The sequence below is a fragment of the Urbifossiella limnaea genome (genome assembly GCF_007747215.1).
In the GTDB taxonomy this organism is placed as follows: domain Bacteria; phylum Planctomycetota; class Planctomycetia; order Gemmatales; family Gemmataceae; genus Urbifossiella; species Urbifossiella limnaea.
In genome coordinates, this window is record NZ_CP036273.1 from 820,165 (window position 1) to 844,697 (window position 24,533).

Below are 24,533 nucleotides of genomic sequence, written 5' to 3' on the forward strand. Positions count from 1 at the left end.
GGAATGCGGCGGGGGCTGGGGCCGGGCTGGGATTCGGCCCGGGGCTTGATTACGCCAGGATGTCGCGGACGACCCGCGCCGGCCGGCCGTCGGTCAGCCGCTGGGCGCGGCCGCCGTGGTGGTACACCAGCCGCTCGTGGTCGATCCCCAGCAGGTGCAACACCGTCGCCTGGAAGTCGTTCGGCGTCACCACGTTCTCGGCCGCCTTGTGGCCGACCTCGTCCGTCGCGCCGTAGGTCATGCCGGCCTTCACGCCGCCGCCGGCCAGCCAGTTGGTGAAGCCCTGGCCGTTGTGGTCGCGGCCCGCCGCGGCGTTCAGCTCACCCTCGCACACCGGCAGGCGGCCGATCTCGCCGCCCCAGTGGACCAGCGTCGTGTCCAGTAGGCCGCGCTGCTTCAGGTCCGTCACCAGCGCCGCGGCCGGCTGGTCGGTCCGCTTGCAGATCGCCGGCAGGCCGGTGCGGATGGTGTTGTGGTTGTCCCACGGCTGGCCGCCGAGGAACAGCTGCACGAAGCGCACGCCGCGCTCCACGAGGCGGCGCGCGATCAGGCAGCGGGTGCCGTACTCGCGCGTCTCGGGGCGGTCGATGCCGTACAGCGCCTTCACCCGCTCCGGCTCGCGGCTCACGTCCAGCGCCTCGGACGCGGCCGTCTGCATCGCCGCGGCGAGCTCGTAGCTGGCGATGCGTGCCTCCAGGTCAGCCTCCCCCGGGCGCGCGGCGAGGTGCCGGCGGTTGAGCGATGCGAGCAGGTCGAGGTTCTGCCGCTGCACCGCCCCGGCGGCGTCCGGCGGCGGGTTCAGGTTCAGGATGCGCGGCTCCTGCGGCCGCAGCACCGTCCCCTGGTACAGCGGCGGAAGGAAGCCGCAGTCCCAGTTATTGGCCGCGTCCACGGGGGCGCCGCCCGGGTCGGACAGCACCATGTACGCGGGCAGGTTGCGGGCCTCGGAGCCGAGGCCGTACACCATCCAGCTGCCGAGCGTCGGCCGGCCGGTGACGCCGGCGATGCCGCCGTGGAAGTAGCGGATCGACACCTCGTGCCCGTTGAACCCGGTGTGCATCGAGCGGACGACGCAGATGTCGTCCACGATGCCGGCCGTGTGCGGCAGCAGCTCGGACACCTGGGTGCCGCACTTGCCGCGCGGGGCGAACCGCCACGGGCTGCCGAACAGCGTCTTGCTGGCGCGGTTGACGAAGCTGTAGTGGACGTTCCCGCCGTAGTCCTTGCCGCTCATCCGCGTGAGTTCGGGCTTCGGGTCGAACAGGTCGACGTGGCTCGGCCCGCCGTGCATGAACAGCGAGATCATGGCCTTCGCCTTGGGGGCGAAGTGTGGCGCCTTCGGGGCGAGCGACGGGTGCGGGTTCTCGCCCGGCTTCGGCGGCCCGTCGGCGGCGAGGAGGCCGTCGCGCGCCAGCAGGTCGGCGAGCGCGAACAGGCCGACGCCCGCGGCGGTGCGGGAAAGGAGCGCGCGGCGGGTGGGGGTGAGGTCAATCGACATAGAGGAACTCGTTCGACGCCAGCAGCTGCTGGCACAGGTTCGTCAGCCCCGCGGCGGCCGGCTGCGACGCCAGGAACGCCACACCGAGCCGCAACTCGTCGGCCGCGGGCGCCCGCAGGTACGCCAGCCGCCACGCCGTCTCCGTCAGCTTCTCCGGCGTCGCGCCGGTGCCGGCCTCGGCCTTCACCCGCGCCGCCAGGTGACCGGCTTGCTTGCGGACGAAGTCGCTGTTCAGCAGCATCAGCGACTGCGGCGCCGTCGTCGTCACCAGCCGGCGGTCGCAGTTCAGCCCGCTCCCCGGTGCGTCGAACGCGGCCAGGAACGCCACCGGTTTCGACCGCCGCACCTGGAGGTACACGCTCCGCCGCGGCTTCTCGTCCGGCGCGCCGACCTGCCCGGCCGCGTCCTCGACCACAGCCACCGCCGGGCCGAACGGCGTGCGGTCGAGCCGGCCCGCGACGACGAGCATCCGGTCGCGCACCGCTTCGGCTTCGAGCCGCCGCACGGGGAAGCGGCCGTACAGCGCGTCGGGCGCGGCGCTGCGCGCCGACGACTGGCGGTACACGGTCGAGAGCATCAGCAGCTTGTGGAACCGCTTCTGACTCCAGCCGAGCCGCGGCAGCTCGGTGGCGAGCCAGTCCAGCAACTCGGGGTGCGACGGCGCCTGCCCGAGCTTGCCGAACTCGCCGGGCGTGTCCACGATGCCGCGGCCGAAGTGGCCGAGCCACAGCCGGTTCGCCGTCGCCCGGCCGAACAGCGGGTGCGTCCCGTTCGTGAGGTGCTTCGCCCACGCCAGCCGGCGGCCGGTCGCGGAAGCCGGCAACTCGAACCGCTGCCCCTCCGGTGCCGCGACCGTCAGGTCGGCGGGCGCCAGGTCCGGGCCCTTCGGCTGGCGGGCGTCGCCGCGGTAGTGGAGCTTCGTCGTCGGCACGCGGCCGGGCGCCTCGGTCGTCACCGCGACGAACCCCTCCGCCGGCCGCTCCCCGCGCTTGGCCGTCACCTTCGCCTGAAGTGCCTTCAACTCGTCCGCAGCCTTCTGGTTGTACTGGTACAGCACTCCGGGAGTGATCTTCAGCTTCGGGTTCGCGTCCGTCAGCGCCTTTTGCTCGGGCGTGCGCTTCGCCTCGGGCGCCTCGAACGCGGCCTTCAGCGCGGCGCGCTTCTCTTCGGGGAACTTCGTCAGTTCCTTCTCGAACGCCGCGGCCACGGCGGCGGTCTGCTTCGAAGTCAGCTCCGCTTGCAGCTTCGCCGCCTCGGCCTCGACCGCCGCCGCCTTCGCCCGGTCGGCGTCGGTGTACAGCGACACGAGCCGCGCCGCCGGCCGCCGCCACTGCCCGGGGTCGAGCGCCGGCTCGAACACGGCGCGGAGGCGGAAGTAGTCGGCCTGCGGTACCGGGTCGTAGCGGTGGTCGTGGCACTGGGCACACCCGACGGACGTGCCGAGGAGCGTGCTCGACACCACCTTCAGCACGTCGGTCATCACCTGTTCGGCGTCGCCGGCGCCGGCGGCGGTCGCGTCCGGGGCGGTGCGGAGGAAGCCGGTCGCGGCGAGCAGATCGACCTGCGGCGGCGTCAGGTTCGCCCACGGCTTCGGCACCAGCTCGTCGCCGGCCAGTTGCTCCACGATGAAGCGGTCGAGCGGCACGTCGGCGTTGAGCGCCCGGATGACGTAGTCGCGATACCGCCAGGCGTGCGGCCGCACCGTGTCGGCCGGGATGTCGCCGTCGCTGTCGGCGTAGCCGGCGGCGTCGAGCCAGTGGCGGCCCCACCGCTCGCCGTAGGCCGGCGACGCGAGCAGCCGGTCGAGCGCCTTCTCGTACGCGTCCGCGGCCGGGTCGGCGACCAAGGCGTCGAGTTCGGCCTGCGTCGGCGGCAGGCCGGTGAGGTCGAAGGTGGCGCGGCGGAGCAGGGTGGCGCGGTCGGCGTCCGGGTTGAAGGTCAGCCCCTTCTCGTTCAGCTTCGCCAGCACGAACGCGTCGATCGGGGTGCGCACGCGCTCGGAGGCGACGGCCGGCGGTGTGGGGCGGGTGAGCGGCTGGTAGAACCAGTAGGCGCGCTCGTCGGCGGTGATGCCGAGGCCGGGCGGGAGCGTGGCGGGCTCGTCGCGCTTCGTGCGGGCGCCGTCGGCGATCCACTTCTCGATCACGGCGATCTGGTCGGCCGGCACCTTCTTCTCGCCCGGCGGCATCTCGCCGGACCGCAGCCGCTCCACAATCGCGCTCTTACCGGGCTCGCCGGGCACGACCGCGCTGCCGCCCTTGCCGCCGGCGACGGCGAAGCGCTTCAGGCGCAGGTCGAGGCCGCCCGCGTGCTTCTCGGCGCCGCCGTGGCAGTCCAGGCAGTAGGCGCGGAGGATGGGGCGGACGTGCTGCTCGAACGTCAGCGGTTCGTCGGCCGCGGCGGGGGCGGACGCGAGGAGCAGCAGCAGGCCGGCGAGTGGGCCACGGGGCATGGGAAAGGGAGCCTGGCGGGGGAAGGCGGGCAGGATGATAGCCTACCACCTCCGCCCCGGCGACGCCAGTCGGCCGGCGGTTCGGCTCAAGCCCCGCATCCGGTTCAACCGATTCTTTCCCCAGGAGATACTCCGGCCGCGAAGGGAGGCGCAGCGTGCGATTGCGGTGGGCCGGAATCGCGTTGGCCGTCGCGCTCGCCGTCCTGGCGGCCGCGGCCACCCGCGCCCAGGACGACCGCACCGCCCGCGCCTACCACTGGCCGCACCGCAAGTTCTTCATCCCCATCGACCCGGCCAACGTCGAGCGGGCCGCCAAGGACAAGGGCACGCCCGTGCCCGCCGCCGTCCAGCTCTACTACTCGCTCGCCAAGGGCCCGTGGCAGGCCGGCCCCAAGCGGCCGCTCAACGGCCTCGACACCAACTCGGTGGACGGCAAGAAGGGCTTCGACTTCACCGCCGACCGCGACGGCGAGTTCGAGTTCAGCGTCCAGAACCACTACGCCGACGGCAGCAGCGCGCCCGCGAAGGCGGACGAGCTCGCCACGCAGCTCCGCGTCGTCATCGACAGCACGCTCCCGGCCGTCCGCGTGAACGTGATCGGCAACGGCGTCGAGTGGTCCGCCGCCGACGACAACCTGGACCCCGACGGCACCCGCCTCCAGGCCAAGTTCCCGAACTGGCCGGAGTGGAAGACGATCGACGGCCGCCAGTTCCGCGCCCAGGACCAGTACGCCTGGAAACTCCAGCCGGGGCAGGTGCTCGACGTGCGCGTCCTGGCCCGCGACCGCGCCGGCAACGAGAGCTACTCCGCGCCGGTGCAGGTGCCGGGCAGCGGCGCCTTCAACACCGCCTTCCCGCGGCCCACGACCGGCGGCAGCGACGCGCCGATCCCCGGCGCCGGCTCGGGCCTGCCGCAGCCGCGCATCGACTACGTGAAGTCGCCGAACTTCGACATCGACTACCGCATCGACAAGGCCGGCCGGTCGGGCATCGAGGCGGCCGAGCTGTACGTGCAGAAGCCGCGCAGCACCCAGTGGCAGAAGACCGAGCGCTACCCGCTGCCGAAGACCGCGTACACCGGCGACAACCTGAAGCTGAAGTACACGGCGCCGGAGAACGACGAGGGGATGTACGGGTTCTACGTGGCCCCGGAGAGCGGCGCCGGCAAGACGGCCCCGCCGCCCGGCGCGAGCGCCCCGCCGATGGTCTACGTCACCTACGACAAGACGGCGCCGTACCTGCAGATCACCGGCGTCCGCGTCGGGGCCGGCGGGGCGAAGGGGCCGCTGGTCGAGGTCATGTGGGAGACGTTCGACCAGAACCTGCTGCCGGACCCGGTCAGCCTGTCGTACGCGCTGGCGAAGGACGCCACGCAGTGGACCGAGATCCGCTACCGGCTGCCGCCGGGCTCGCCGCGGCAGGACGCCCAGGGGACGCAGCGGCACGTCGGCCAGTTCACGTGGGAGGTGCCGGACGAGAAGCTGTGGAAGTTCTACGTCCGGGCGCAGTGCGTCGATAAGGCGGGGAACAGCACCACGCACGTGTACAAGGACGCGGTGGTGGTGGACCTGGAGACGCCGGCGGCGTCGATCACCGGGGTGCGCGGCACGGGCGAGGCGGCGCCGGTGACGCCGCGGCCGATGCCGCAGCCGCAGCCTGAGCCGCAACCGCGGCCCCAGCCGAAGGCGGACCCGCCGATGACGCCGGCGCTGCCGGAGGCGCCGTCGACGATCCCGCCGGCGGGCGGGACGATCCCGACGGTGCCGCCGATCAGGCCGCCGGCGGTGCCGGAGCTGCCCGTGCCGCCGGGGTGATTCAACCGTCGACCGATTCCCGTCGGGCTTCGCCCGTTGGCGGGGCAGCGAGCCGTTAGGCCGGGGCGCAAGCCCCGTCGGGCGTGTCCGGACCGCGACGGGGCTTGCGCCCCGGCCTAACGGCTCGGCCGAGGCTCCTGAGGGCGAAGTCCGACGGGGATCGGCCGACGGATTACCACGAACCCCGAGCCGGCATCCTGAGAGCCGCGTGAGACCCTTTCCGGGTCGTCGCAGATTCCCCATTCCTGCGGCGACGGCGCTGCTATAATCCATCTACCAGACCCGGCCCCCGCGCCGACGGCGACGCCCCTCCCGACCGGGTCTGACACGCGCCCCAAACCCGTTCCCCCCCGCACCCGGCACGCCCGTCCGCCCCGGCACGAACCCACAAACTCGGCGCTTGCGTCGGCCGGGCGGTTGAGACAAAGTGTAGAAACGGGGTAGGGCGGGTCGAACCCATTGACCGCGACCGACATCGAATCCCGCAGGCCGCCCCCGGACCGCGGACGATGCAGCCGGAGTTCCTGCCAATGACGCGCCGTCGGCTCCTGTTCACCCTCCCGCTCGCCGCCGCCCTCCTGGCCGGTTTCGCCGCCCCCTCCGCGGCCGACGACCCGCCGCCCACGAAGGTCGCCGCGAAGATTCCCACCTGGGACGTGGCCCGCACCACCACCCCGGGCAGCATCGAAGACCTGAAGGCGCTGGAGCTCGCCACCAAGCGCGTCGTGGACAAGTGCACGCCGGCCACCGTCGGGCTGTTCGTCGGGATGGGTGCCGGCAGCGGCGTCATCGTCACCGAGGACGGCCTGGTGCTGACCGCCGCCCACGTGTCCGGCGAGCCCGGCACCAAGTGCACGGTCGTGCTGCCGGACGGCACCAAGGTGGCCGGCAAGTCGCTCGGCACGAACGCCAAGCTCGACAGCGGCATGATCCAGATCACGGACAAGGCCAAGGCGCCGAACGGCAAGTGGCCGGTGGTGGAGACGGGCAAGTCCACCGACCTGAAGAAGGGGCAGTGGGTGGTGTCGCTCGGGCACCACGGCGGGTGGCGCACCGGCCGGCCGCCGGTGGCGCGGCTCGGCCAGGTGCTCACCAACCAGAAGGACCTGATCCAGACCAACTGCACGCTGGTCGGCGGCGACAGCGGCGGCCCGCTGTTCGACCTGGACGGCAAGCTCATCGGCATCCACAGCCGCATCGGCTTCACGCTGGCGCACAACATCCACGTCCCGGTGGACGGGTTCAAGACCGACTGGGACCAGCTCCTGGCGAGCGTGCAGGTCGGCAAGGCGAAGGCGCCGCCGGCGGTGTACTTCGGCGCGTCGTTCGAGGACGTCGACGGCAAAGAGGTGAAGGGCGCCAGGGGCGTGAAGGTGACGTTCGTGGCCGAGGAGGGCCCGGCCGCCGAGGGCGGCGTCCGCGTGGACGACGAGATCACCTCGTTCGACGGCACGGAGGTGAAGACCGCCGACGACGTCCGCAAGCTGATCACCCGCCGCCAGCCCGGCGACGAGGTGGAGGTGGTGGTGGCCCGCGGCACCCGCACCGTGACGCTGACCGTGACCCTGGGCCGCCGCCGGCCGTAACCCGAGCCCGAATCTCCGACCACGACTCATCCAACCCCCCGCCGGAGCCTTCCGAGATGCGCACCCGCCTGCTCGTAGCCGCGGCCCTGTCGCTCACCCTGGCGGGGCCGGCCGCGGCCCAGCCGCCCGACGGCGGCAAGCGCAAGGACCGCGGCTCCAGCCCCGACGTGATCTCGGCCCGCCTCGTCGCCCCGTTCCAGCCGGTCGTGGCGAAGGTGAACGAGTCCACCGTCCGCGTCCTGGCCGACGGCAAGGAAGCGGCCCTCGGCACCGTCGTGTTCGCCGACGGCTACGTCCTCACGAAGGCCAGCGACCTGCGCGGCGAGCTGGCCGTCAAGTTCCACGACGGCTCGAACGTCCCGGCCAAGCTGGTGGGCGTCGAGAAGAAGACCGACCTGGCGCTCCTCCGGATCGAGAAGAAGGGGCTGACCGCGCTGGCGTTCGCCGACAGCAAGGTGGCCGCGCTCGGCAACTGGCTGGCGGCCGCCGGCGTCGGCAGCGACCCGGCCGGCGTCGGCATCGTCAGCGTGGTGACGCGGAAGCTGTCGCTGCGGGAGCAGAACGAGTTCGACAAGTTGAACGCCAACCGCGGGTTCCTCGGCATCACCATGTCGCAGACCCAGCCGGCCGACGGCGGGGCCGAGGTCGAGGCGGTGAGCAAGGGCGGCTCGGCGGAGAAGGCCGGGCTGAAAAGGGGCGACATCATCCGCCGGGTGAACGACAAGAAGATCGCCGACTCGGACAGCCTGCGCGAGATGCTGAACGACTTCCGCCCCGGCCAGAAGGTGAACCTGAGCGTGAACCGCAAGGGCGAGGCCCTGGAGCTGTCGGCGACGCTGGCCGGCCCGCCGGCGGACATGAAGAACCAGCGGAGCGACATCCAGAACACGATGGGCGGGGCCCTGTCGAACCGCCGCGGCGGGTTCGAGCAGATTTTGCAGACGGACATGGTGGTGGACCCGAAGAACTGCGGCGGCGCCGTGGTGGACCTGGACGGCCGGGTGATCGGCGTGTGCATCTCCCGCGCGGGCCGCGTCGAGACGTACGTGCTGCCGGGCGAGGTGGTGCGGCCGCTGCTCGCCGACCTGCGGGCGGGCAAGTTCCCGCCGCCGGCCGCGCCGGTGTCGCTGCCGACGGCCCCGGCCCCGCGGCCGGTCCGCAGCAGCTCGTGACGCTCTGAGGTGCGCATCACGCGACCCCGCGCCGGCCTTCCGGCGCGGGGTCGCGTCGTTTCGTGGGGCCGGCATCCGGCCGGCCGTCACTCTCATCAACGCTCGGCTCTCACGAACTTTTGTGTCACGGACTCAATGCGTGCCTCGACCCCCCGGGGGGGAGCCGTACACACAATGACCCCGGCCCGAACGTGCCCCCCGTGCGCGGAAGGGGTACAATCTCGCCCGGCGGGCGGCGAATCACCCCGGACGCCTCTCCCCCGCGGAGCCGGCCCGATGTACGTCCTGATGCAGTGCGTCGCCGAGGCGGTGGTGGCGAAGGGCGTCCGCGGCCTGGCCGAGATGGTGCCCGGCGGCGGCTTCCTCTACGACGTGGCCAACGAGGCCCACCGCCGCCTCCGCGACCGCAGGCGGACCGACCAAATCCGCGAGGAGGTGGTCGCCGTCGCCGCCGCGGGCGTGGACGAGGTGCGCCGCGTGGCCGCCGAGGTGGTGCGCGAGGTGGCGAAGGACGCCGCCCCCGCCGACCGGGCGGCGCTGGAGTTGTACCTGACGCAAGTCCCCGGCGCCGTCCGCGCCTCGTTCCGCCGCGCCGACGACCCGTCCGGCCGGTCCGTGCCCGACCAGTTCGCGCTAAACGACGGCGCCGACCTGGCCCGCCGCCTGCCGTCGCGGCTGCCGCACTTCCGCCCCGGCGATCCGCTGCCCGGCCGCCCCGGGTGGGAGCTCGGCGAGCTGCTCGGTAGCGGCGGCTTCGGCGAGGTGTGGCTGGCGCGCAACCCGTCGCTGGCGGCGCTCAAGGGGGCCGTCAAGTTCGGCACCGACCCGCAGGCCCGCGAGCGGCTGCTGCGCCACGAGGGCGGTCTGGTCAGCCGGGTGATGGAGGAGGGCCGCCACCCCAACATCGTGCCGCTGCTCGACGCCTACCTCGAAGGCGCGACGCCGTGGCTGATGTACGAGTACGTCGGCGGCGGCGAGCTGGGCACGCTCATCGGCGCGTGGCCGGTCGCCGAGCGCGCCGCGAAAGCGGTCGCCGCGCTGCGCACGCTCGCCGCCGCCGTCGGGCACTTCCACCAGCTCCGGCCGCCGCTGGTCCACCGCGACCTGAAGCCGGCGAACATCCTCGTCCGCGGCACCGCGGCGAACCCGCAGCTGCTCGTCGCCGACTTCGGCATCGGCGGCGTCGCCGCGGACGCGGCCCTCGCGGCGGAAGCCACGCGGCGGTCGAGCGGCTATTTGGCGTCGCAGTTGTGGGGCTCGCACACGCCGCTGTACGCCAGCCCGCAGCAGCAGCGCGGCGAGAAGCCCGACCCGCGCGACGACGTTCACGCGCTGGGCGTGATCGGTTACCAGATGCTGACGGGGAAGCTGGACGCGGCGCCGGGGGCCGACTTCGCCCGCACCTTGAAGCGGCTGAACGTGCCGGAGCCGGTGATCGAGCTGCTCGGCGACTGCGCCGCCCACGACCCCGACCACCGGCCCAAGGACGCCGCCGCGCTGGCCGACCGACTGGCGGCGCTGGACCGCGCCGCACCGGCGCCGCCGGCGGGGCCGACGATCGTGGCGTGCCCGACGTGCGCGGTGTCGCTGCGGTTCCGGGCCGGGGCGACGACGCTCCGCTGCGCCCGCTGCGGCACCGTGTTCGACCCGTCGGCCACGGCCGCGCCGCCGAAGCTGTCAGTGGTGCAGGCGGAAGTCGCGCCGCCGCCGCCGCCACCGCTGCTGCCGGTGGCGACGCTCCGCCGCCGCGAACCGGACCGCCCGCGCCGCCGCGAGCGCGAGGAGGAGCCGGAGCGGCAACCGCGGAGCAGCACGACGCCGCTGTGGATCGCCGGCGCGGCGGTGGGGGCGGCGCTGGTCGTCGTCGTGATGGTGGTGCTGATCCGCGGCCGCGGCCAGACCCTGCCCCCACCCCCGCCGGTCGAAGCAACCGTGCCCGGCACCATCCCGACGCCCGGCGTCCCGGGCCGGCCGCGGGGCGAGGCCGGGCCGCTCCGCTACTTCCGCGACTTCACCTACGCCCCGGCCGGCGCCGCGAAGGTCTTCCGCCACACGCCCGACGGCACCGCGTTCATGATCGCCGACGCCGCCGGTACGGTCACGGTCGTCGGCCTCGACGGGAAGGAACAGCTGCGGCTCGACACCACGATCCGCGACTTCCGCCCGGTGATGTTCCCCGGCGGGGTCGGGATGCTGGCCGCGGCCGCGCGGTTCGGCCCCCGGGCGTCGCCGTGCGTGGTGCCGCTGGCCGCGGGCGCCGCGGCGGTGGAACTGGTCGGCCTCGGCGAGCAGCCGACGGCGGTGGCGGTGAGCCCGACCGGGACGTGGGTGGCCGCCGGCGGCGACGGCGGGTCGGTGACGGTGTGGAATCCGGTGATCCCGACCGTCGGCTACCCGCTGCGGGTCGCCGGCGGGGAGAAGCCGCACCCCGGCGGCGTGACGGCGCTGGCGTTCAGCCCCGACGGCCAGAAGTTGGTGTCGGCCGGCGGCGGGGCGGTGCGGTCGTGGGCGGTGTCGCCGAAGTGGACGAGCGACCACGACGCGACGACCGTGGCCGGCACCGTGTTCGACCTCGGCGTGACGGCCGACGGCAAGAAGCTGGTGGCCGGCCTGCGGGAGCGCGGGATGCGGCTGTGGGACTTCCCGGCGCTCGTCGGCCCGGCCGACCCGCTCGACGGCAAGCTGTCGAGCGCGGGCGGGTTCAAGCGGGTGGTGTTCGGGTCCGACCCGCCGTTCGGGTACCGGCTGGTCGGCCTGACCGCGACCGGCCGGGTCGGCATCTGGAGCGGCAACCCGCGCGAGCCGTTCGGCCAGCGCGACGCGGCGGGCGGGAACCCGATCGCGACCGACCTGGCGATGAGCCCGAAGGACGCGAACCTGGTGGCGGCGGCGAACGCCGACGGCACGGTGCTGATCTGGCACCTGTTCATGGGCCGCGGCCCGTCGGTGAAGCTGAAGAACTTCGGCAGCCCGGTGGTGGGGGTGAGCTTCTCGCCGGACGGCAAGGTGCTGGCGACGGCCGAGCAGTCGGGCCGGGTGCGCGTCTGGGGCGACGTGGACGTGACGGCGCACACCGGCTGGACCGAGGTGGCGGCGCCGTGACGGCCGCGCGGGCGACCCGTGGCCGCGCGACCCGCTACAATGCCCCGATGGCTTCCGCACCTGCCACCCCCGAACTCCTGGCTCCCGCCGGCGACCGCGAGGCGCTCCGCGCCGCCGTCGCCAACGGGGCCGACGCCGTCTACTTCGGCCTCACTGGGTTCAACGCCCGCGCCCGCGCCGCCAACTTCACCCCGGCGGAACTCCCCGAGCTGATGCGGTTCCTCCACGGCCGCAACGTCCGCGGGTTCGTCGCCCTCAACACCCTCGTCTTCTCCGACGAACTCCCCGCCGCCGCCGAGTTGCTTTCCGCCTGCGCCGCGGCGGGGGTTGATGCGGTCATCGTGCAAGACCTCGGCCTCGTGCGGCTCGCCCGCCGGCTGGCGCCGTCGCTGCCGGTCCATGCCAGCACGCAGATGACGCTCACCGAGCCGCGCGGCATCGCCTTCGCCAAGCAGCTCGGCGTCGGTCGTGTGGTGCTGGCCCGCGAGCTGTCGCTCGCCGACATCGAGAAGGTGACCGCGGCGACGGACGTGCCGGTCGAAGTGTTCGTTCACGGGGCGCTGTGCGTGGCGTACAGCGGCCAGTGCCTCACGAGCGAAGCCCTCGGCGGCCGCAGCGCCAACCGCGGCCAGTGCGCCCAGGCGTGCCGGCTGCCGTACGAGCTGGTCGTGGACGGCGCCGCCCGCGACCTCGGCGACCGCGCCTACCTCCTCAGCCCGCAAGACCTCGCCGCCTACGACCGCATCGCGCCGCTGGTGCAGGCCGGCGTGGTGTCGTTCAAGATCGAGGGGCGGCTGAAGGGCGGCCCGTACGTCGCCGCGACCACGCAGACGTACCGCCAGGCGATCGACGCGGCGACCGGCGGCACGAGCTTCCGCATGAGCCGCCGCGCCGAGCTCGACCTGGCGCAGACGTTCAGCCGCGGCCTCACCACCGGCTTCCTCGACGGCGTGAACCACCAGGTGCTCGTGCGCGGCCGCTTCCCCAAGAGCCGCGGCGTGCGCATCGGCCGCGTTGCCGGCGTGACGCGCCGCGGCGTGCGGATCGAGCCGGCGGAGGCGGTGCCGGAGCTGGTGAAGGCCGGCGACGGCGTCGTCTTCGACCTCGGCCGGCCGGAGGAGAAGGAGCCGGGCGGCCGCGTGTGGGCCGTGGCGCCGGCGGGTCGGCTGCTGGAGTTGCAGTTCGAGCCGAACGCCGTCGACCTTGCGGCGGTGCCGGTCGGCTGCGACGTGTACAAGACGGACGACCCGGCCCTGCGGAAGCGGCTCGAACAGAGCTACGGGCAGGACAAGCCGGCCCGCCGTGTCGCGCTCGCCGCGCGCCTCGCGGGTGTGCTCGGCGGTCCGCTCGTGCTGACGCTCACCGACCCCGATGGCGCCGCGGGCGAAGCCGTGTGGCCCGGCCCGCTCGAAGCGGCGGCGAAGCGGCCGGCCACGGCCGACGAGCTGCGCGACCAGCTCGGCCGCCTCGGCGACACGCCGTTCGAGCTGGGGGCGCTGGCGGCCGAGTTGCCTGACGCGGTCATGGTTCCGCGCAGCGTGCTGAACGACCTCCGCCGCCGCGCCGCCGCGGCGCTCGCCGAGCGGCGCCTGCGGGCGCACCCGATCGCGGAGCCGGGGGCGCTGGACGCGCTCCGCTCCGCCGCTCGCGGCGGTGCAACCGGCGGAACGGCGGCGCTCACCGTACTCGTCCGCACGCTCGACCAGCTCGACGCCGTGCTGGCGTGGCAGCCGCCCGCCGGCTTCCCGCGGCCCGCGGCCGTGTACTGCGACTTCGAAGACCTCCGCCGCTACGCCGACGCCGTGCCCCGCGCCCGCGCCGCGGGCATCCCCGTCGGCGTCGCGCCGCTCCGCGTCCTGAAACCCGGCGAGGACGGATTCCAGTCGCTTGTCGTCCGCGCCGACCCGGACCTCGTGCTGGTGCGGAACCTTGGGTCGATCGAGTTCTTCCGCGCCGCGCTGCCGCAGGCCCGGCTCGTCGGCGACTTCAGCCTGAACGTGGCGAACGAGTTGACGGCCGACGTGCTGGTCGGCGCCGGGCTGGAGCGGCTGGTGCCGAGCTACGACCTGAACTGGGATCAGCTGGCGGCGATGGTGCGGGCGTTCGACCCCGCACGGTTCGAGCCGGTCGTGCACCAGCACATGCCGATGTTCCACAACGAGTTCTGCCTGTTCGCCGCGTTCCTGAGCACCGGCAAGGACCACCGCGACTGCGGCCGGCCGTGCGAGGACCACAAGGTGGAGCTGCGCGACCGCGTCGGCGCGGCCTTCCCCGTGCTGCCGGACACGGGCTGCCGCAACACGGTGTTCAACAGCGTGCCGCAGAGCGCCGCCGAGTACGTCGGCCGGATGCGCGGCCTCGGCCTGACTCGCTTCCGCATCGATCTGCTGCGCGAGTCCGCGGCCGACGTGGCGCCGCTGCTGGACCGCTACGCCGCCGTGGTGAGCGGTGCCGACGACGGCCGGCAGGTGTGGCGGCAGCTGCGGGCGCTGAACCAGCTCGGCGTCACCCGCGGCACGCTCTCAGTGCTGTAGCCTCACCACAGCGTGTACCCGCCGTCGATCACCAGCGCGGCGCCGGTCATGTACCGGCTGGCGTCGCTGGCCAGGTACACCGCCAGCGGGCCGATCTCGTCCGGCTCGCCGAGCCGGCCCATCGGGATGTTCCGCTCGAACTCGGCGATCACCGCCGGGTGCGTCTGCTGCCACTTCCGGTTCGGGTCGGTCAAGAAGCCGCCGGGCAGAATCGCGTTGACCGTCACCCCGGCCGCCGCCCAGTCGGCCGCGGTCGCGCGGGTGAAGCCGACGACCGCCGCCTTCGCCGCCTCGTAGTGCCGGCCGCCGATGCCGCGGCCGGCGACCAGCGCGTTCACCGACGCGACGTTGATGACCCGCCCGCCGCGGCCGCGCTCGACCATCGCCCCGCCGACCAGCTTGGTGCAGACAAACACGCTCGTCAGGTTCAGGTCGATCAGCTGGCGCCACGTCTCCAGCGGCATCTCCGCGGTCGGGGTGGGCACACGGCGACCGCCGGCGTTGTTGATGAGGACGTCGATCGGGCCGAACTCGTCGAGCGCCCGCCGGCACGCGGCCTCGCACGCGGCGGGGTCGCCCACGTCGGCGGCGATGGCGAAGGCTTCGCGGCCGAGGGCGCGGACCTCCGCGGCGGCGCGGTCGAGGGCGTCCGGGTCGCGGCCGACGAGGGCGATGTCGGCGCCGGCGTCGGCGCAGGCGAGGGCCATGGCACGGCCGAGCCCGCGGCTGCCGCCGGTGACGAGCAGCCGCTTGCCGGTGAGCCGGAACCGGTCGAGAACGCCCATGCCGCCTCCGCTGGTCGAGTTAGTGATCCGTCGAACGCTCGATGTCTAACGCCGCACCGCCTCCTTCAGCCCCGCCTCCGCCGTCCGCGCCGCCGTCTCCCAGCTGTGGTGCGCCACCACCCACGCCCGCGCCGCGGCGCCGGCCGACGCCCGCTTTGCCGCGTCGGCCCACAACCCGGCCAAGCCCTCCGCCCACTCCGCCGGCGTCCGCGGCAGCACGAACCCCGCCTCCTCCGGCCGCCGCAGGCCGTTCAGCGCGGTCGGCGAACACACCACGGGTTTGCCCATCGCCGCCGCCTCCAGCAGCTTGTTCTTGATGCCGCCGCCGCTCACGAACGGCAGCACCACCACCTGCTGGCGCGCGACCTCCGCCCGCAGGTCCGGCAGGTCCGCGGCCAGCTCCACGCCGTCGTGGCCGACCAGCGCCAACACCGGCGCCGTCGGGTTGAAGCCGAACACGCGGAGCCGCGCGTCCGGGTGCGCCGCCCGCACCCGCGGCCACACCGCGCCGCAGAACCATTCGAGCGCCTGCACGTTCGGCCCGAAGTCCAGCCGGCCCCAGAACGTACACGTCCGCTCGTCCTGCTCCGCGGCCAGCGGCGTGTAGTAGTCGCCGTCCACGCCGTTGGGAACGACATCAATCCCCGTCACGCCGGCGACCCAGCGCATGGCCCGGCGGTCGGGCTCGGTCACCACCCACACGCGGTCCAGCAGCGACCGGTACGCCCGCTCGTACAGCCCCTTCACAAGCGCCTGCTTGGCCTCGCCCCAGGTGCGGCGGTCGAGCAACTTCACTTGGCTGGCGTGGTGCCAGAACCACTCGTCGGCCGCGTACCACACCCGCGCCCGGCCGCGGACCGCCCCCAGGTACGGCAGCACGTTCAGGCCTACCACCACCACCGCGTCGGCGTCCCACTCGTCGGCCGCGGCGCCGACCGCGGCCACCCGGTTGGGGTCGACGCCCCAGTAGTCGCGGAACTTCTCCTGGAGGTGACCCAACTGCGACGCTGGGCCGCGCGGCGGCTCGCCCGGCGGCGGGAACGTGCCCGTCCAGTCGAGCGGCAGGCCGGCGACGGCTTCGGGCGGCGGCGGGCTGGCGGTGAGGAGGCCGAGGCGGTGCCCGAGGGCCGCCAGGGCGCGCATCATGTGGTACGTGTGAACGTCGTGCCCGCTCGACCGCGGCCAGGCGAGCGAATCCTTCACGAACAGCAGGCGCATGGCGTCCGGGGCTTCGGGAGCGGGTGCGGTCCGAAAGCCTTAGCTTAGTGCGAGTTCGGCCGCGGCGGCGCGGGCGGGCGGCGTCCGCCGCTGAATGTGTGACACGTACCCCCCCGGGGGGTCGTGGCACGCATTGAGTCAAAGTCACAAATTAGTATTTGGTCGACGGCATCCACGGTGCCGCGCCCCGGGGCACGGAATTCGGGCGCTGACGCCCCCGGCTCGCCGTCCCCCGTGGCACTTCGCCGCCGGGTCGCGGATAATACCCGCATGTCCGACACGAGTCTGTTCCTGTCCACGCGGCCGGCGTACCCGTGGTCCGCCGACCCGCTCGGGCTCCCCGCCCTCGGCGCCGTCGCGCTGCTGCTCGTGCTCCTCACCCTGTGGACGTACCTCGGCCACGCCAACGCCACCCGCCGGCGCGTGCTCGTCGTCATGGGGCTGCGCCTCGCCGCGCTCGCCGTCACGCTGCTCACGGCGCTCCGCCCCAGCGTCGGCTTCCAGGAAGAACCCAAGGTTCCCTCGCTGCTGCTGATCGGCGTGGACACGTCGGAGAGCATGACGGTGAAGGACGAGGTGAACAACCAGCCGCGGGCCGAGGCCGTGCGGCGGGCGCTCGACCGCGCCAAACCGCTGCTCGACGAGCTGGCCGCCGAGCAGAACGTGAAGGTGGAACTGTTCGCCTTCAGCACGCCCGACTTCTCGCCGGGCACGAGCCGCTACGAGGCCGACACGCCAAGCCTCGGCAAGCGCTCCGACTACGGCAGCTACCTCAACAAGACCTACGACCACACGCAGGCCGAGCGCTTCGTCCGCGGCCACCTGCTGATCGGCGACGGGGCCGACAACGGCACCGCCTTCGCCGCCGCCGCCGAGGCCGCGCGGTGGGGCCGCCGCAACGTCCCCGTCACCACCTTCACCGTCGGCTCCGAGAGCACCACGGGCACCGCCCGCGACCTGTCCGTCGCCGCGCTCAGCCTCGACCCGTCGCCGGCGCCGGTGAAGACAGAAGTGACGGTCAACGCCCGCGTCCACGCCTACGGCTACGCCGGCACCCGCGTCCGCGCCCGCGTGCTGTTCGACGACAAGGAAGTCGCCGCCGAGGACGTGCCGCTGCCGAAGGACCGCGACAACGAGGTGAAGCTCGTCGTGAAGGCGCCGGAGAAGCCCGGCGAGGTGAAGGTGCGGGTGGAAGTGGGCCGCGACGTGGACGGCAAGATCGAGCCGCTGCCCGGCGAGGTGTCGGGGCTGAACAACCAGTCGGAGACGTACCTGACCGTGACGAAGGAGGGCGTCCGCGTTCTCGTGATCGACCAGTACCGGCCCGAGAACGCCCGGCTGCTCGACGCGCTGCGCTCCGAGAAGCGGTTCGACGTGGTGGCGGTGTGGCGCCAGGCGGCGTTCCCCGCGTCGCCCGAGGACCGCGCGCTGCTCGACCTGGAGGCGCAGAACTACGACGTGGTGGTGGTCGGCAACGTGTCCTACGAGCTGCTGGCGAGCGCCGACTCGAAGCTGCCCGAGCAGCTGGTCGAGCGCGTGACCAAGAAGGGGATGGGCCTGCTGTTCCTCGGCGGCGAGGCGGCGTTCACCGGCTTCCCGGCCGCGCCGGCGGCGCCGCCCGGGGCGCGGCCGTGGACGGTCGGCGACCTGCTCCCGGTGGTGCCGTCGCCCGGCGACATCATCGAGACGGCGACGAAGGACGGCCGGCCGCTGAAGACCTACCAGACGGTGCCGACCGCAAAGGGGCTCGACGACAGCGTGCTGACACTCGACCGCGACCCGGCGAAGTCGCGCGAGCTGTGGGACCAGCTGAACGCCGGCGGCCGCCCGCCGCGGCCGCGGATCAGCGGCCTGGTTCGCATGTCGCGCAAGCCCGGGGCGACGCTCTACGCCTGGGCCACGAACGACGACGTCACCGTTCCCGCGGGGAGCATCCACGTCGAGAAGGGGAAGGAGAAGGGCGACGCGTTGCTGGTGGGCCACCAGATCGGCGAGGGGGCGAAGGGCCGGGTGCTGGCGTTCGGCGGGTACGACTCGTACCTGTGGGAGCGGCTCGGCCAGCCGAAAGCCCGACAGGGGACCGAGCTGCACCACCGGTTCTGGCGGCAGTGCGTGCTGTGGCTCGCGCACCAGGAGGAGGAAGAGGGCCAGGTATTCGCGCGGCCCGAGTTCCGCCGGCTGGCCGTGGCCGGCGACCAGACCATCCGCGTCGGCGTGAAGTCGGCGCTCGGCGGCGAGGAGGCGAACCCGGACATCGAAGTGAAGGTGCTGCCGCCGGGCTCGACGGACGAGGCGAAGGCGGCGCGGCAGACGCTGCTGCGCGACGCGAAGGGGTCGAAGGTGCTGTTCCGCCCGCCGTCGCCGGGCGAGTACACGGTGGTCGTCACCGCGCCGCTGAAGGACAAGGACGGCAACGTGGTGCCGGGTCAGCGGCTGCGCGGCACGGCTCGGTTCCTGGCGTACCCGGAGGTGAGCGACGAGATGCTGAACGTGGCCGCCGACCACCGCTTCCTGGAGCGCCTGGCGACCGCGAGCGGCGGCAAGGCGCTGCGGTTGGAGGACCTGTCGGCGTTCCTGCGGGAGCTGAAGGGTCAGCCGCTCGAGGTGCTGAAGCCGAAGCCGCGCTACCTGCCGGACTGGCGGCGGAACCACTCGAAGGGTTTTCTTCCGGCGTGGCTGGTGCTGTTCGTGACGCTCCTGGGCGTCGAGTGGGGTCTGCGCCGGTACTGGGGGATGGTGTGAACGACGCATCCGACCGCGCAACTCGGACGTGGTCAGGCGACTGGCGTAACCGGGTTATTGTCCGCGTCCGGGCGCTCGGCTATCCGTCAGTGGCGGCATTCCTGGAGAGCATCCCGGCCGAGACCTATAAAGCAGCGTCAGACCGACTCGGCGACGACGTGGCTCCGATCCAGTTAGAACTCGCGCAGTTCGCAGAAGCCCGGCGCTCGGGCACAGTTCGCGCGGCGGCAATGGATTCGTTGGTTCGGGAAGCAACCCAGCACATTCCCGGCGGCTGGCCCGATGATCCGGTAGGGCATTTCGGCCTCGGCGGCGTGTACGTCTGCTGGGCGATTCGAGTGGAAGATGTGCAGGTGGCCCTGAGAGCGAAGGCCGACGCCGTGTGGGCGGCGCTGACGGCTCTCTCGCCGCCGGCCGGGTGGCTCCCGACGCGCGTCGATGACCCGCTGATTGTCGCGGCATTTGACAGCGGTTGGCCGCCGTGATCCGCGCCCCGCGTCGGGCCTCGCTGACTCGGCCCGAACTACGAAGCAAGGTGGGAATGTGAGTCTGATCCTGCCCCCGTAGTCGGGGAGATGGAGTAAGATGGGTGCGACAACTGGTCGCACCCGGGAGGGCGGCATGGCGGTGACGATGGAGGAATTCGGGATCGACCGGCTGACCGTCGATCAGCGGCTCGAACTGCTCGGGTTGATCTGGGACAGCGTGACGGCGGGCGGGGTGCCGACGCCGATCCCCGACTGGCACCGTCGCGAACTTGACCGGCGGATTGCGGCCGCGGACGCGGACCCCGGCGCGGCTCGGCCGTGGGCGGAGGTCCGCGTCCGTCTGTTGGGTGGGCCGTGAGCCTGCCGGTCGTCGTCCGCCCCGAGGCCGACGACGACATCGTCGCGGCCCGCGCCTGGTACGACGAGCAGGGGGCCGGGCTGGGTGCGAGGTTCGCGGCCCGGCTGGCCGCGGTGATCGACCGGCTCAGCGACGTGCCCGAACTGTACGGCGAGGTCGGCCCCGGGGTGCGGGCCGCGACGGTCGCCCGCTTCCCGTACGTCGTCTACTACCGGCCGTTCGCCGACCGGGTCGAGGTGCTGGCCGTGCTCCACGGCAGTCGCGACCCGGCCGCGTGGCAAGGCCGCGCCTGACACCCCCCTTCTCCGCCGCCGACGCGCCGTGTGTCCTTCGCCCAGGCCACCCGCCCCCGGAGCACTTCCCATGCGCCATCGCCCCGCCGCCCGGGCCGCCCGCCGAATACCATGACCCGGCGGCGATGCGGGGCGGCGGGCGCCGCGGCCGGCGGGGGCGGGTGATGCACGTCCTGTTCGTCCACCCGAATTTCCCCGCTCAGTTCGGCCCGGTCGCGTTCCGCCTCGCCGCCACGCCGGGAGTGCGCTGTACGTTCGTGTCGCAGAAGCGGGAGGGCGTGTTCCGCGGCGTGCGCTGCCTCAAGTACGCCCCCCGCGGCGGCGCCACCGAGAAGACGCACTACTGCAGCCGCACCTTCGAGAACGCCACCTGGCACGCCACCGCCGTCTACGAGGCGCTGGCCGCCGCCCCGGACGTGCGGCCGGACCTCGTCGTCGGGCACAGCGGGTTCGGGTCCACGCTGTTCCTCCGCGACCTGTACCCCGGCGTGCCGGTCGTCAACCTGTTCGAGTACTTCTACCACGCTTCCGACTCCGACCTCGACTTCCGCCCCGACTTCCCGCCACGCCCCGCCGACCGCCTCCGCGCCCGCGCCCGCAACGCCATGATCCTCCTCGACCTGGAGAACTGCAACCGCGGGTACTGCCCCACGGCGTGGCAGCTCGGCCGCTTCCCCGCCGCCTACCGCCCCAAGCTCCGCACCCTGTTCGACGGCGTCGACACGACCGTGTGGAGGCCCGACCCGGCGGCGCCGCGGCGCGTCGGCGGGCGGGCCGTGCCGCCGGGGGTGAAGCTCGTGAGCTACGTGTCGCGCGGGTTCGAGTCGATGCGCGGGTTCGACGTGTTCATGCGTGCCGCCAAGATCGTGTGCGACCGCCGCGCCGACGTGCTGTTCGCGGTCGTGGGGCAGGACCGCGTGTGCTACGGCGGCGACGAGCGGTTCACCGGCGGGAAGACGTTCAAGGAGTGGGTGCTGGCCCAGGACCGCTACGACCCCGACCGCTTCGTCTTCCCCGGCCTGCTCCCCGAGCCGGAGCTGGCGGCGCTCTTCGCGGCGACGGACCTGCACGTGTACCTCACGGTGCCGTTCGTGCTGTCGTGGTCGGTGTTCAACGCCCTGGCGTGCGGCGCGGTCGTGCTCGCCTCCGACACCGCCCCGGTCCGCGAGGTGATCGAGCCGGGCCGGACCGGCCTCGTGGCGCCGTTCTTCGACCCCGGCGCGTTCGCGGATTCCATCTGCGCCGTGCTCGACGACCCGGCGAAGTACCGGCACCTGGGCGCCGCCGGCGCCGCGCTGGTCCGCGAGAAGTACGCCGTGGACGTGTGCGTGCCCGAGTTCCTGCGGCTGTGCGCGGAGGTGCGGGGGATTCCCGGCCCCGGCTGAACAGGGGGGTGGACGCGAGCCGTCCGGCGTGTCATTCTGACCGCCACCGCTCCGCCGCCCCGGGGACGCCGCGATGAACCCGCCCCTCGACCCGCAGCCCAACCCCGCCGACGACCCCGACCGTACCACCGACCTCCCCGCGGCGCCGGACACGCCGCGCGCCGCCGACACCCCGCGCGACCCGGCGCCGGCCGACGACCCGCTCGGCACCGGCGCCCACGTCCCGTCCGGCGACACCGACCCGCTCGCCACCGGCGCGTACCGCGACACCGACCCGGCCTCGCCCGGCGTGCCCGGCGCGCCGGCGGTGCCGGGGTACGTCATCCTCGGCGAGCTCGGCAAGGGCGGCATGGGCGTGGTGTACAAGGCCCGGCAGACGGGGCTGAACCGCGTCGTCGCGCTGAAGATGATCCTGGCCGGCCCGCACGCCGCGCCCGCGGCGGTGGCCCGGTTCCTGTCCGAGGCCCGCGCCGTCGCGCGGTTCCAGCACCCGAACGTGGTGCAGATCTTCGACGTCGGCGAGGCCGCGGGGCTGCCGTACTTCGCGCTCGAGTTCGTGGACGGGCCGACGCTCGCGAAGCAGATCGGCCGCGCCCCCACGCCGCCGGCCTACGCCGCCGCCGTGGCCGAGGAGCTGGCCCGCGCCGTCGCCTACGCCCACGCGCAGGGGGTGGTCCACCGCGACCTGAAGCCGGCGAACGTGCTCCTCGCCCCGGACGGCACCGCGAAGGTCACCGACTTCGGCCTCGCCAAGTACGACGACGACAGCGGGCAGACGCAGACCGGCCAGATCCTCGGCACCCCGAGCTACATGGCCCCCGAGCAGGCCGAGGGCCGCGACGACGTGGGGCCGCCGGCCGACGTGTACGCGCTCGGCGCGATCCTGTACGACCTGCTCACCGGCCGGCCGCCGTTCGTCGGGGCCAGCGCCATCGACACCATCAGCCAGGTCCGCACCCGCGAGCCGGTGCCGCCGCGGCAGCTGGCCGCCGGCGTGCCGCGCGACCTGGAGACGGTCTGCCTCAAGTGCCTCCAGAAGGACCCCGCGCGCCGCTACGCCTCGGCCGCGGCCGTGGCCGACGACCTGAGGCGGTTCCGCGCCGGCGAGCCGATCGTGGCCCGGCCGGTGTCGGCGGCGGAGAAGGCGTGGCGGTGGGCGCGGCGGAACCCGGTCGGGGCGCTGGCCGCGGCGCTGGCGGCGGTCGTGTTCTTCGGCGGGCCGGTCGTGGCGTGGCAGATGTACCAGCTCGCCGGCAGCGAGCGCACCGCCCGTACCCAGGCCGAGCAGGACCGCGACGCCAAGGAGAAGGCCCGCGCCGCCGAGGAGGTGGCGAAGGTGGAGGCGGTGCGGAACGCGACCGCCGCGTACAACCAGCAGAACCACGCCCTCAAGACGATCCGCACCGTGCTCCTGTCGGTCGACGACATGATGCGCGACAAGGCGAGCCTGGCCCCGGTGCGGCTGAAGGTCCTCGACGCGATGCTCAAGGAGCTGAACGAGGTGAAGGTGATCGCGGCCCGCGACCCGTTCCAGACGGAGGACGGCCGCGTGCTGCCGCCGGGGCGGATGGCCAACCAGAACGAGGCCGTCGGCAAGAGCCGCATCGGCGAGACGTACCTCAAGGCCGGCAAGGTGGACGAGGCCGGGCCGTGGCTGGCCGAGGCGCTGAAGGTCTACCGCGTCGAGCTGGCCGCCGTGCCGGACGAGCCGCACACGCTGCGGAACGTCGCGGCGCTGGCCAACATGAACTCGGACGTCAAGCTCCGCCTCGGCGACGCCGCCGCGGCCCGGGCGCTGCGCGCCGAGTCGCTGAAGCTGCGGCAGGAGCGGCTCAAGATCCTCACCGCGCGGTCGATCGCGGCGGACAAGAAGCAACAGGACACGGCCGAGAACGTGCGCCTCCTCGCCGCCGAGGACGTGGCCACCTCGTTCCGCCTCATCGCCGACGTGGACGTGCTCCTCGGCGACCCCGCGGCCGCGGTCGAGGGGTACCTCGCCGCCGAGGCCGCGTTCGCCGCGCTGCCGGAGGAGCGCCGCCGGCTGCTGCGCGTCCGCCGCGAGCGCGCCGCCGTACAGGACTGGCTCGGCGACGCGCGCGTGAAGACCGGCGACCCGGCCGCCGCGGAGGCGTGCTACCGCGCCGCCCTCGCCGAGCGCGAGGAGCTGGCCCGCGTCACGAACCACCCCGTGGCCGGGCCCGTGGCCCGCGCCGACGCCGCGCTGTCGCGGATGACGCTCGGCGACTTCTTCCTCACCGTCCGCAACCAGCGCGGCGCCGCGGCCGCGGAGTACGCCGCGGCGCACCGCGAGTTCGCCGCACTGAACAAGCTCGACCCGGACAGCCTGCCGGTCCGCCGCGGCCTCGGGCACACGCACTACCGCCTCGGGGGCACCGCGACCGACCCGACGGAGGCCAAGGCGCACTTCGCCGACGCGCTCAAGGTGCGGGAGGTGCTCGGCAAGATCGACCCGAAGGACACCCAGGCGCAGTTCGAGCTGCTGACGGCGCTCGGCCGGGTGGGCCGGGCGGCGGACGCGGAGAAGCTGGCCGACCGTCTGAAGGCGCTGGCCCCGCGCGACCCGCGGGTGCTGTTCCAGGTCGCTTGCGGGCTGTCGGTCGCGGCCGGCGGCACTACCGGCGCCGACGCCGCCCGGCTCCGCGACAAGACGCTCGACGCCCTGGACAGGCTCGCCGCCGCCGGCTGGAGGGACGGCCACGCCCTCGACACCGACCCCGACCTCGCCGCCGTGCGTGCCGACCCGCGGTTCGCAGCCGTCCGCGCCAAGGTGCCCGCCCCGAAACGCTGACCGGCGTCGGAATGGTGCAAATTCTTGTTTCCGCCGCACCCCACCCGGGTCGCGGAAACAAGTGCGTCGCTCAAACCGACGCCTGCCCCGACACCGTGCGCGATCAAAGTCGATAGCCAAATTGTGGTTACGGCTGGGCCAGGCCCATTCCCGCGACCCATCCGTCGCGCACGTTTCGATTTGTTCACGGTCACAGAATTCTCAGAATTGTCGCCGACACGGGCTTGATCGTACGCCGATTTTTGGGAGAATCGCACGTATTCCGTTGGTCCGGATGCGCCGGTCGCGCGAATTTTC

The 24,533-nt window shown here is 73.5% G+C and carries 15 protein-coding genes; 11 read left to right on the forward strand and 4 right to left on the reverse strand.

The features are described from left to right. Positions 1-49 precede the first annotated feature (49 nt). Complete coding sequence (locus ETAA1_RS03510) at positions 50-1,498, reverse strand: DUF1501 domain-containing protein (protein WP_145234352.1); 1,449 nt, start codon at positions 1,496-1,498, stop codon at positions 50-52. Next, a complete protein-coding gene (locus ETAA1_RS03515; RefSeq protein ID WP_145234354.1) occupies positions 1,488-3,950 on the reverse strand; it encodes a PSD1 and planctomycete cytochrome C domain-containing protein in 2,463 nt (820 codons plus the stop codon). The genes ETAA1_RS03510 and ETAA1_RS03515 overlap by 11 nt, the downstream gene beginning before the upstream one ends. A 155-nt stretch (positions 3,951-4,105) precedes the next feature. On the opposite strand from ETAA1_RS03515, the gene ETAA1_RS31435 reads away from it, so the two are divergent. From ETAA1_RS31435 to ETAA1_RS03535, 5 genes are all read left to right on the forward strand, one after another. Further along, the gene (locus ETAA1_RS31435) at positions 4,106-5,764 is read left to right on the forward strand and encodes a hypothetical protein (protein ID WP_202920635.1); all 1,659 of its coding nucleotides are present in this window, start codon (positions 4,106-4,108) and stop codon (positions 5,762-5,764) included. Positions 5,765-6,294: 530 nt separating this feature from the next. Further along, complete coding sequence (locus tag ETAA1_RS03520) at positions 6,295-7,350, forward strand: S1C family serine protease (protein WP_202920636.1); 1,056 nt, start codon at positions 6,295-6,297, stop codon at positions 7,348-7,350. A 56-nt stretch (positions 7,351-7,406) separates the two neighbouring features. Further along, on the forward strand, positions 7,407-8,522 hold the full coding sequence (locus tag ETAA1_RS03525) for a S1C family serine protease (protein WP_145234358.1): 1,116 nt from the start codon (positions 7,407-7,409) through the stop codon (positions 8,520-8,522). A 276-nt stretch (positions 8,523-8,798) separates the two neighbouring features. Further along, positions 8,799-11,624 carry a protein kinase domain-containing protein gene (locus tag ETAA1_RS03530; protein ID WP_145234360.1) on the forward strand — a complete coding sequence of 942 codons (2,826 nt, stop codon included), beginning with the start codon at positions 8,799-8,801 and terminating at the stop codon, positions 11,622-11,624. Between the two features lie 47 nt (positions 11,625-11,671). Next, positions 11,672-14,158, forward strand: coding sequence for a U32 family peptidase (locus tag ETAA1_RS03535; protein ID WP_145234361.1), 2,487 nt, complete (start codon positions 11,672-11,674; stop codon positions 14,156-14,158). Positions 14,159-14,160: 2 nt separating this feature from the next. Here ETAA1_RS03535 and ETAA1_RS03540 read toward each other — a convergent pair whose 3' ends face one another. Together ETAA1_RS03540 and ETAA1_RS03545 are read right to left on the reverse strand one after the other, a co-directional pair. After that, positions 14,161-14,943 carry an SDR family NAD(P)-dependent oxidoreductase gene (locus tag ETAA1_RS03540; RefSeq protein WP_145234363.1) on the reverse strand — a complete coding sequence of 261 codons (783 nt, stop codon included), beginning with the start codon at positions 14,941-14,943 and terminating at the stop codon, positions 14,161-14,163. Between the two features lie 45 nt (positions 14,944-14,988). Next, positions 14,989-16,161: a glycosyltransferase family 4 protein gene (locus ETAA1_RS03545; RefSeq protein ID WP_145234364.1), complete on the reverse strand. Its 1,173-nt coding sequence runs from the start codon at positions 16,159-16,161 to the stop codon at positions 14,989-14,991. Between the two features lie 270 nt (positions 16,162-16,431). On the opposite strand from ETAA1_RS03545, the gene ETAA1_RS03550 reads away from it, so the two are divergent. From ETAA1_RS03550 to ETAA1_RS03575, 6 genes are all read left to right on the forward strand, one after another. Then, positions 16,432-18,903 carry a vWA domain-containing protein gene (locus ETAA1_RS03550; RefSeq protein ID WP_145234366.1) on the forward strand — a complete coding sequence of 824 codons (2,472 nt, stop codon included), beginning with the start codon at positions 16,432-16,434 and terminating at the stop codon, positions 18,901-18,903. Continuing rightward, positions 18,900-19,388, forward strand: a complete 489-nt coding sequence (locus ETAA1_RS03555; RefSeq protein ID WP_145234368.1) for an NUDIX hydrolase — start codon at positions 18,900-18,902, stop codon at positions 19,386-19,388. The genes ETAA1_RS03550 and ETAA1_RS03555 overlap by 4 nt, the downstream gene beginning before the upstream one ends. Positions 19,389-19,524: 136 nt before the next feature. Further along, on the forward strand, positions 19,525-19,749 hold the full coding sequence (locus ETAA1_RS03560; protein WP_202920637.1) for an addiction module protein: 225 nt from the start codon (positions 19,525-19,527) through the stop codon (positions 19,747-19,749). Next, on the forward strand, positions 19,746-20,042 hold the full coding sequence (locus ETAA1_RS03565) for a type II toxin-antitoxin system RelE/ParE family toxin (protein WP_202920638.1): 297 nt from the start codon (positions 19,746-19,748) through the stop codon (positions 20,040-20,042). The genes ETAA1_RS03560 and ETAA1_RS03565 overlap by 4 nt, the downstream gene beginning before the upstream one ends. A 164-nt stretch (positions 20,043-20,206) precedes the next feature. Continuing rightward, a complete protein-coding gene (locus ETAA1_RS03570) occupies positions 20,207-21,427 on the forward strand; it encodes a glycosyltransferase (RefSeq protein WP_145234373.1) in 1,221 nt (406 codons plus the stop codon). A gap of 73 nt (positions 21,428-21,500) precedes the next feature. Continuing rightward, complete coding sequence (locus ETAA1_RS03575; protein ID WP_145234375.1) at positions 21,501-24,236, forward strand: serine/threonine-protein kinase; 2,736 nt, start codon at positions 21,501-21,503, stop codon at positions 24,234-24,236. Positions 24,237-24,533 lie beyond the last annotated feature (297 nt).

Bases quoted from the DNA above. Each gene is read 5' to 3' on its own strand.
- ETAA1_RS03510 (WP_145234352.1), bottom strand. From the start codon at position 1,498: ATGTCGATTGACCTCACCCCCACCCGCCGCGCGCTCCTTTCCCGCACC.
- ETAA1_RS03515 (WP_145234354.1), bottom strand. From the start codon at position 3,950: ATGCCCCGTGGCCCACTCGCCGGCCTGCTGCTGCTCCTCGCGTCCGCC.
- ETAA1_RS03520 (WP_202920636.1), top strand. From the start codon at position 6,295: ATGACGCGCCGTCGGCTCCTGTTCACCCTCCCGCTCGCCGCCGCCCTC.
- ETAA1_RS03525 (WP_145234358.1), top strand. From the start codon at position 7,407: ATGCGCACCCGCCTGCTCGTAGCCGCGGCCCTGTCGCTCACCCTGGCG.
- ETAA1_RS03530 (WP_145234360.1), top strand. From the start codon at position 8,799: ATGTACGTCCTGATGCAGTGCGTCGCCGAGGCGGTGGTGGCGAAGGGC.
- ETAA1_RS03535 (WP_145234361.1), top strand. From the start codon at position 11,672: ATGGCTTCCGCACCTGCCACCCCCGAACTCCTGGCTCCCGCCGGCGAC.
- ETAA1_RS03540 (WP_145234363.1), bottom strand. From the start codon at position 14,943: ATGGGCGTTCTCGACCGGTTCCGGCTCACCGGCAAGCGGCTGCTCGTC.
- ETAA1_RS03545 (WP_145234364.1), bottom strand. From the start codon at position 16,161: ATGCGCCTGCTGTTCGTGAAGGATTCGCTCGCCTGGCCGCGGTCGAGC.
- ETAA1_RS03550 (WP_145234366.1), top strand. From the start codon at position 16,432: ATGTCCGACACGAGTCTGTTCCTGTCCACGCGGCCGGCGTACCCGTGG.
- ETAA1_RS03560 (WP_202920637.1), top strand. From the start codon at position 19,525: ATGGCGGTGACGATGGAGGAATTCGGGATCGACCGGCTGACCGTCGAT.
- ETAA1_RS03570 (WP_145234373.1), top strand. From the start codon at position 20,207: ATGCACGTCCTGTTCGTCCACCCGAATTTCCCCGCTCAGTTCGGCCCG.
- ETAA1_RS03575 (WP_145234375.1), top strand. From the start codon at position 21,501: ATGAACCCGCCCCTCGACCCGCAGCCCAACCCCGCCGACGACCCCGAC.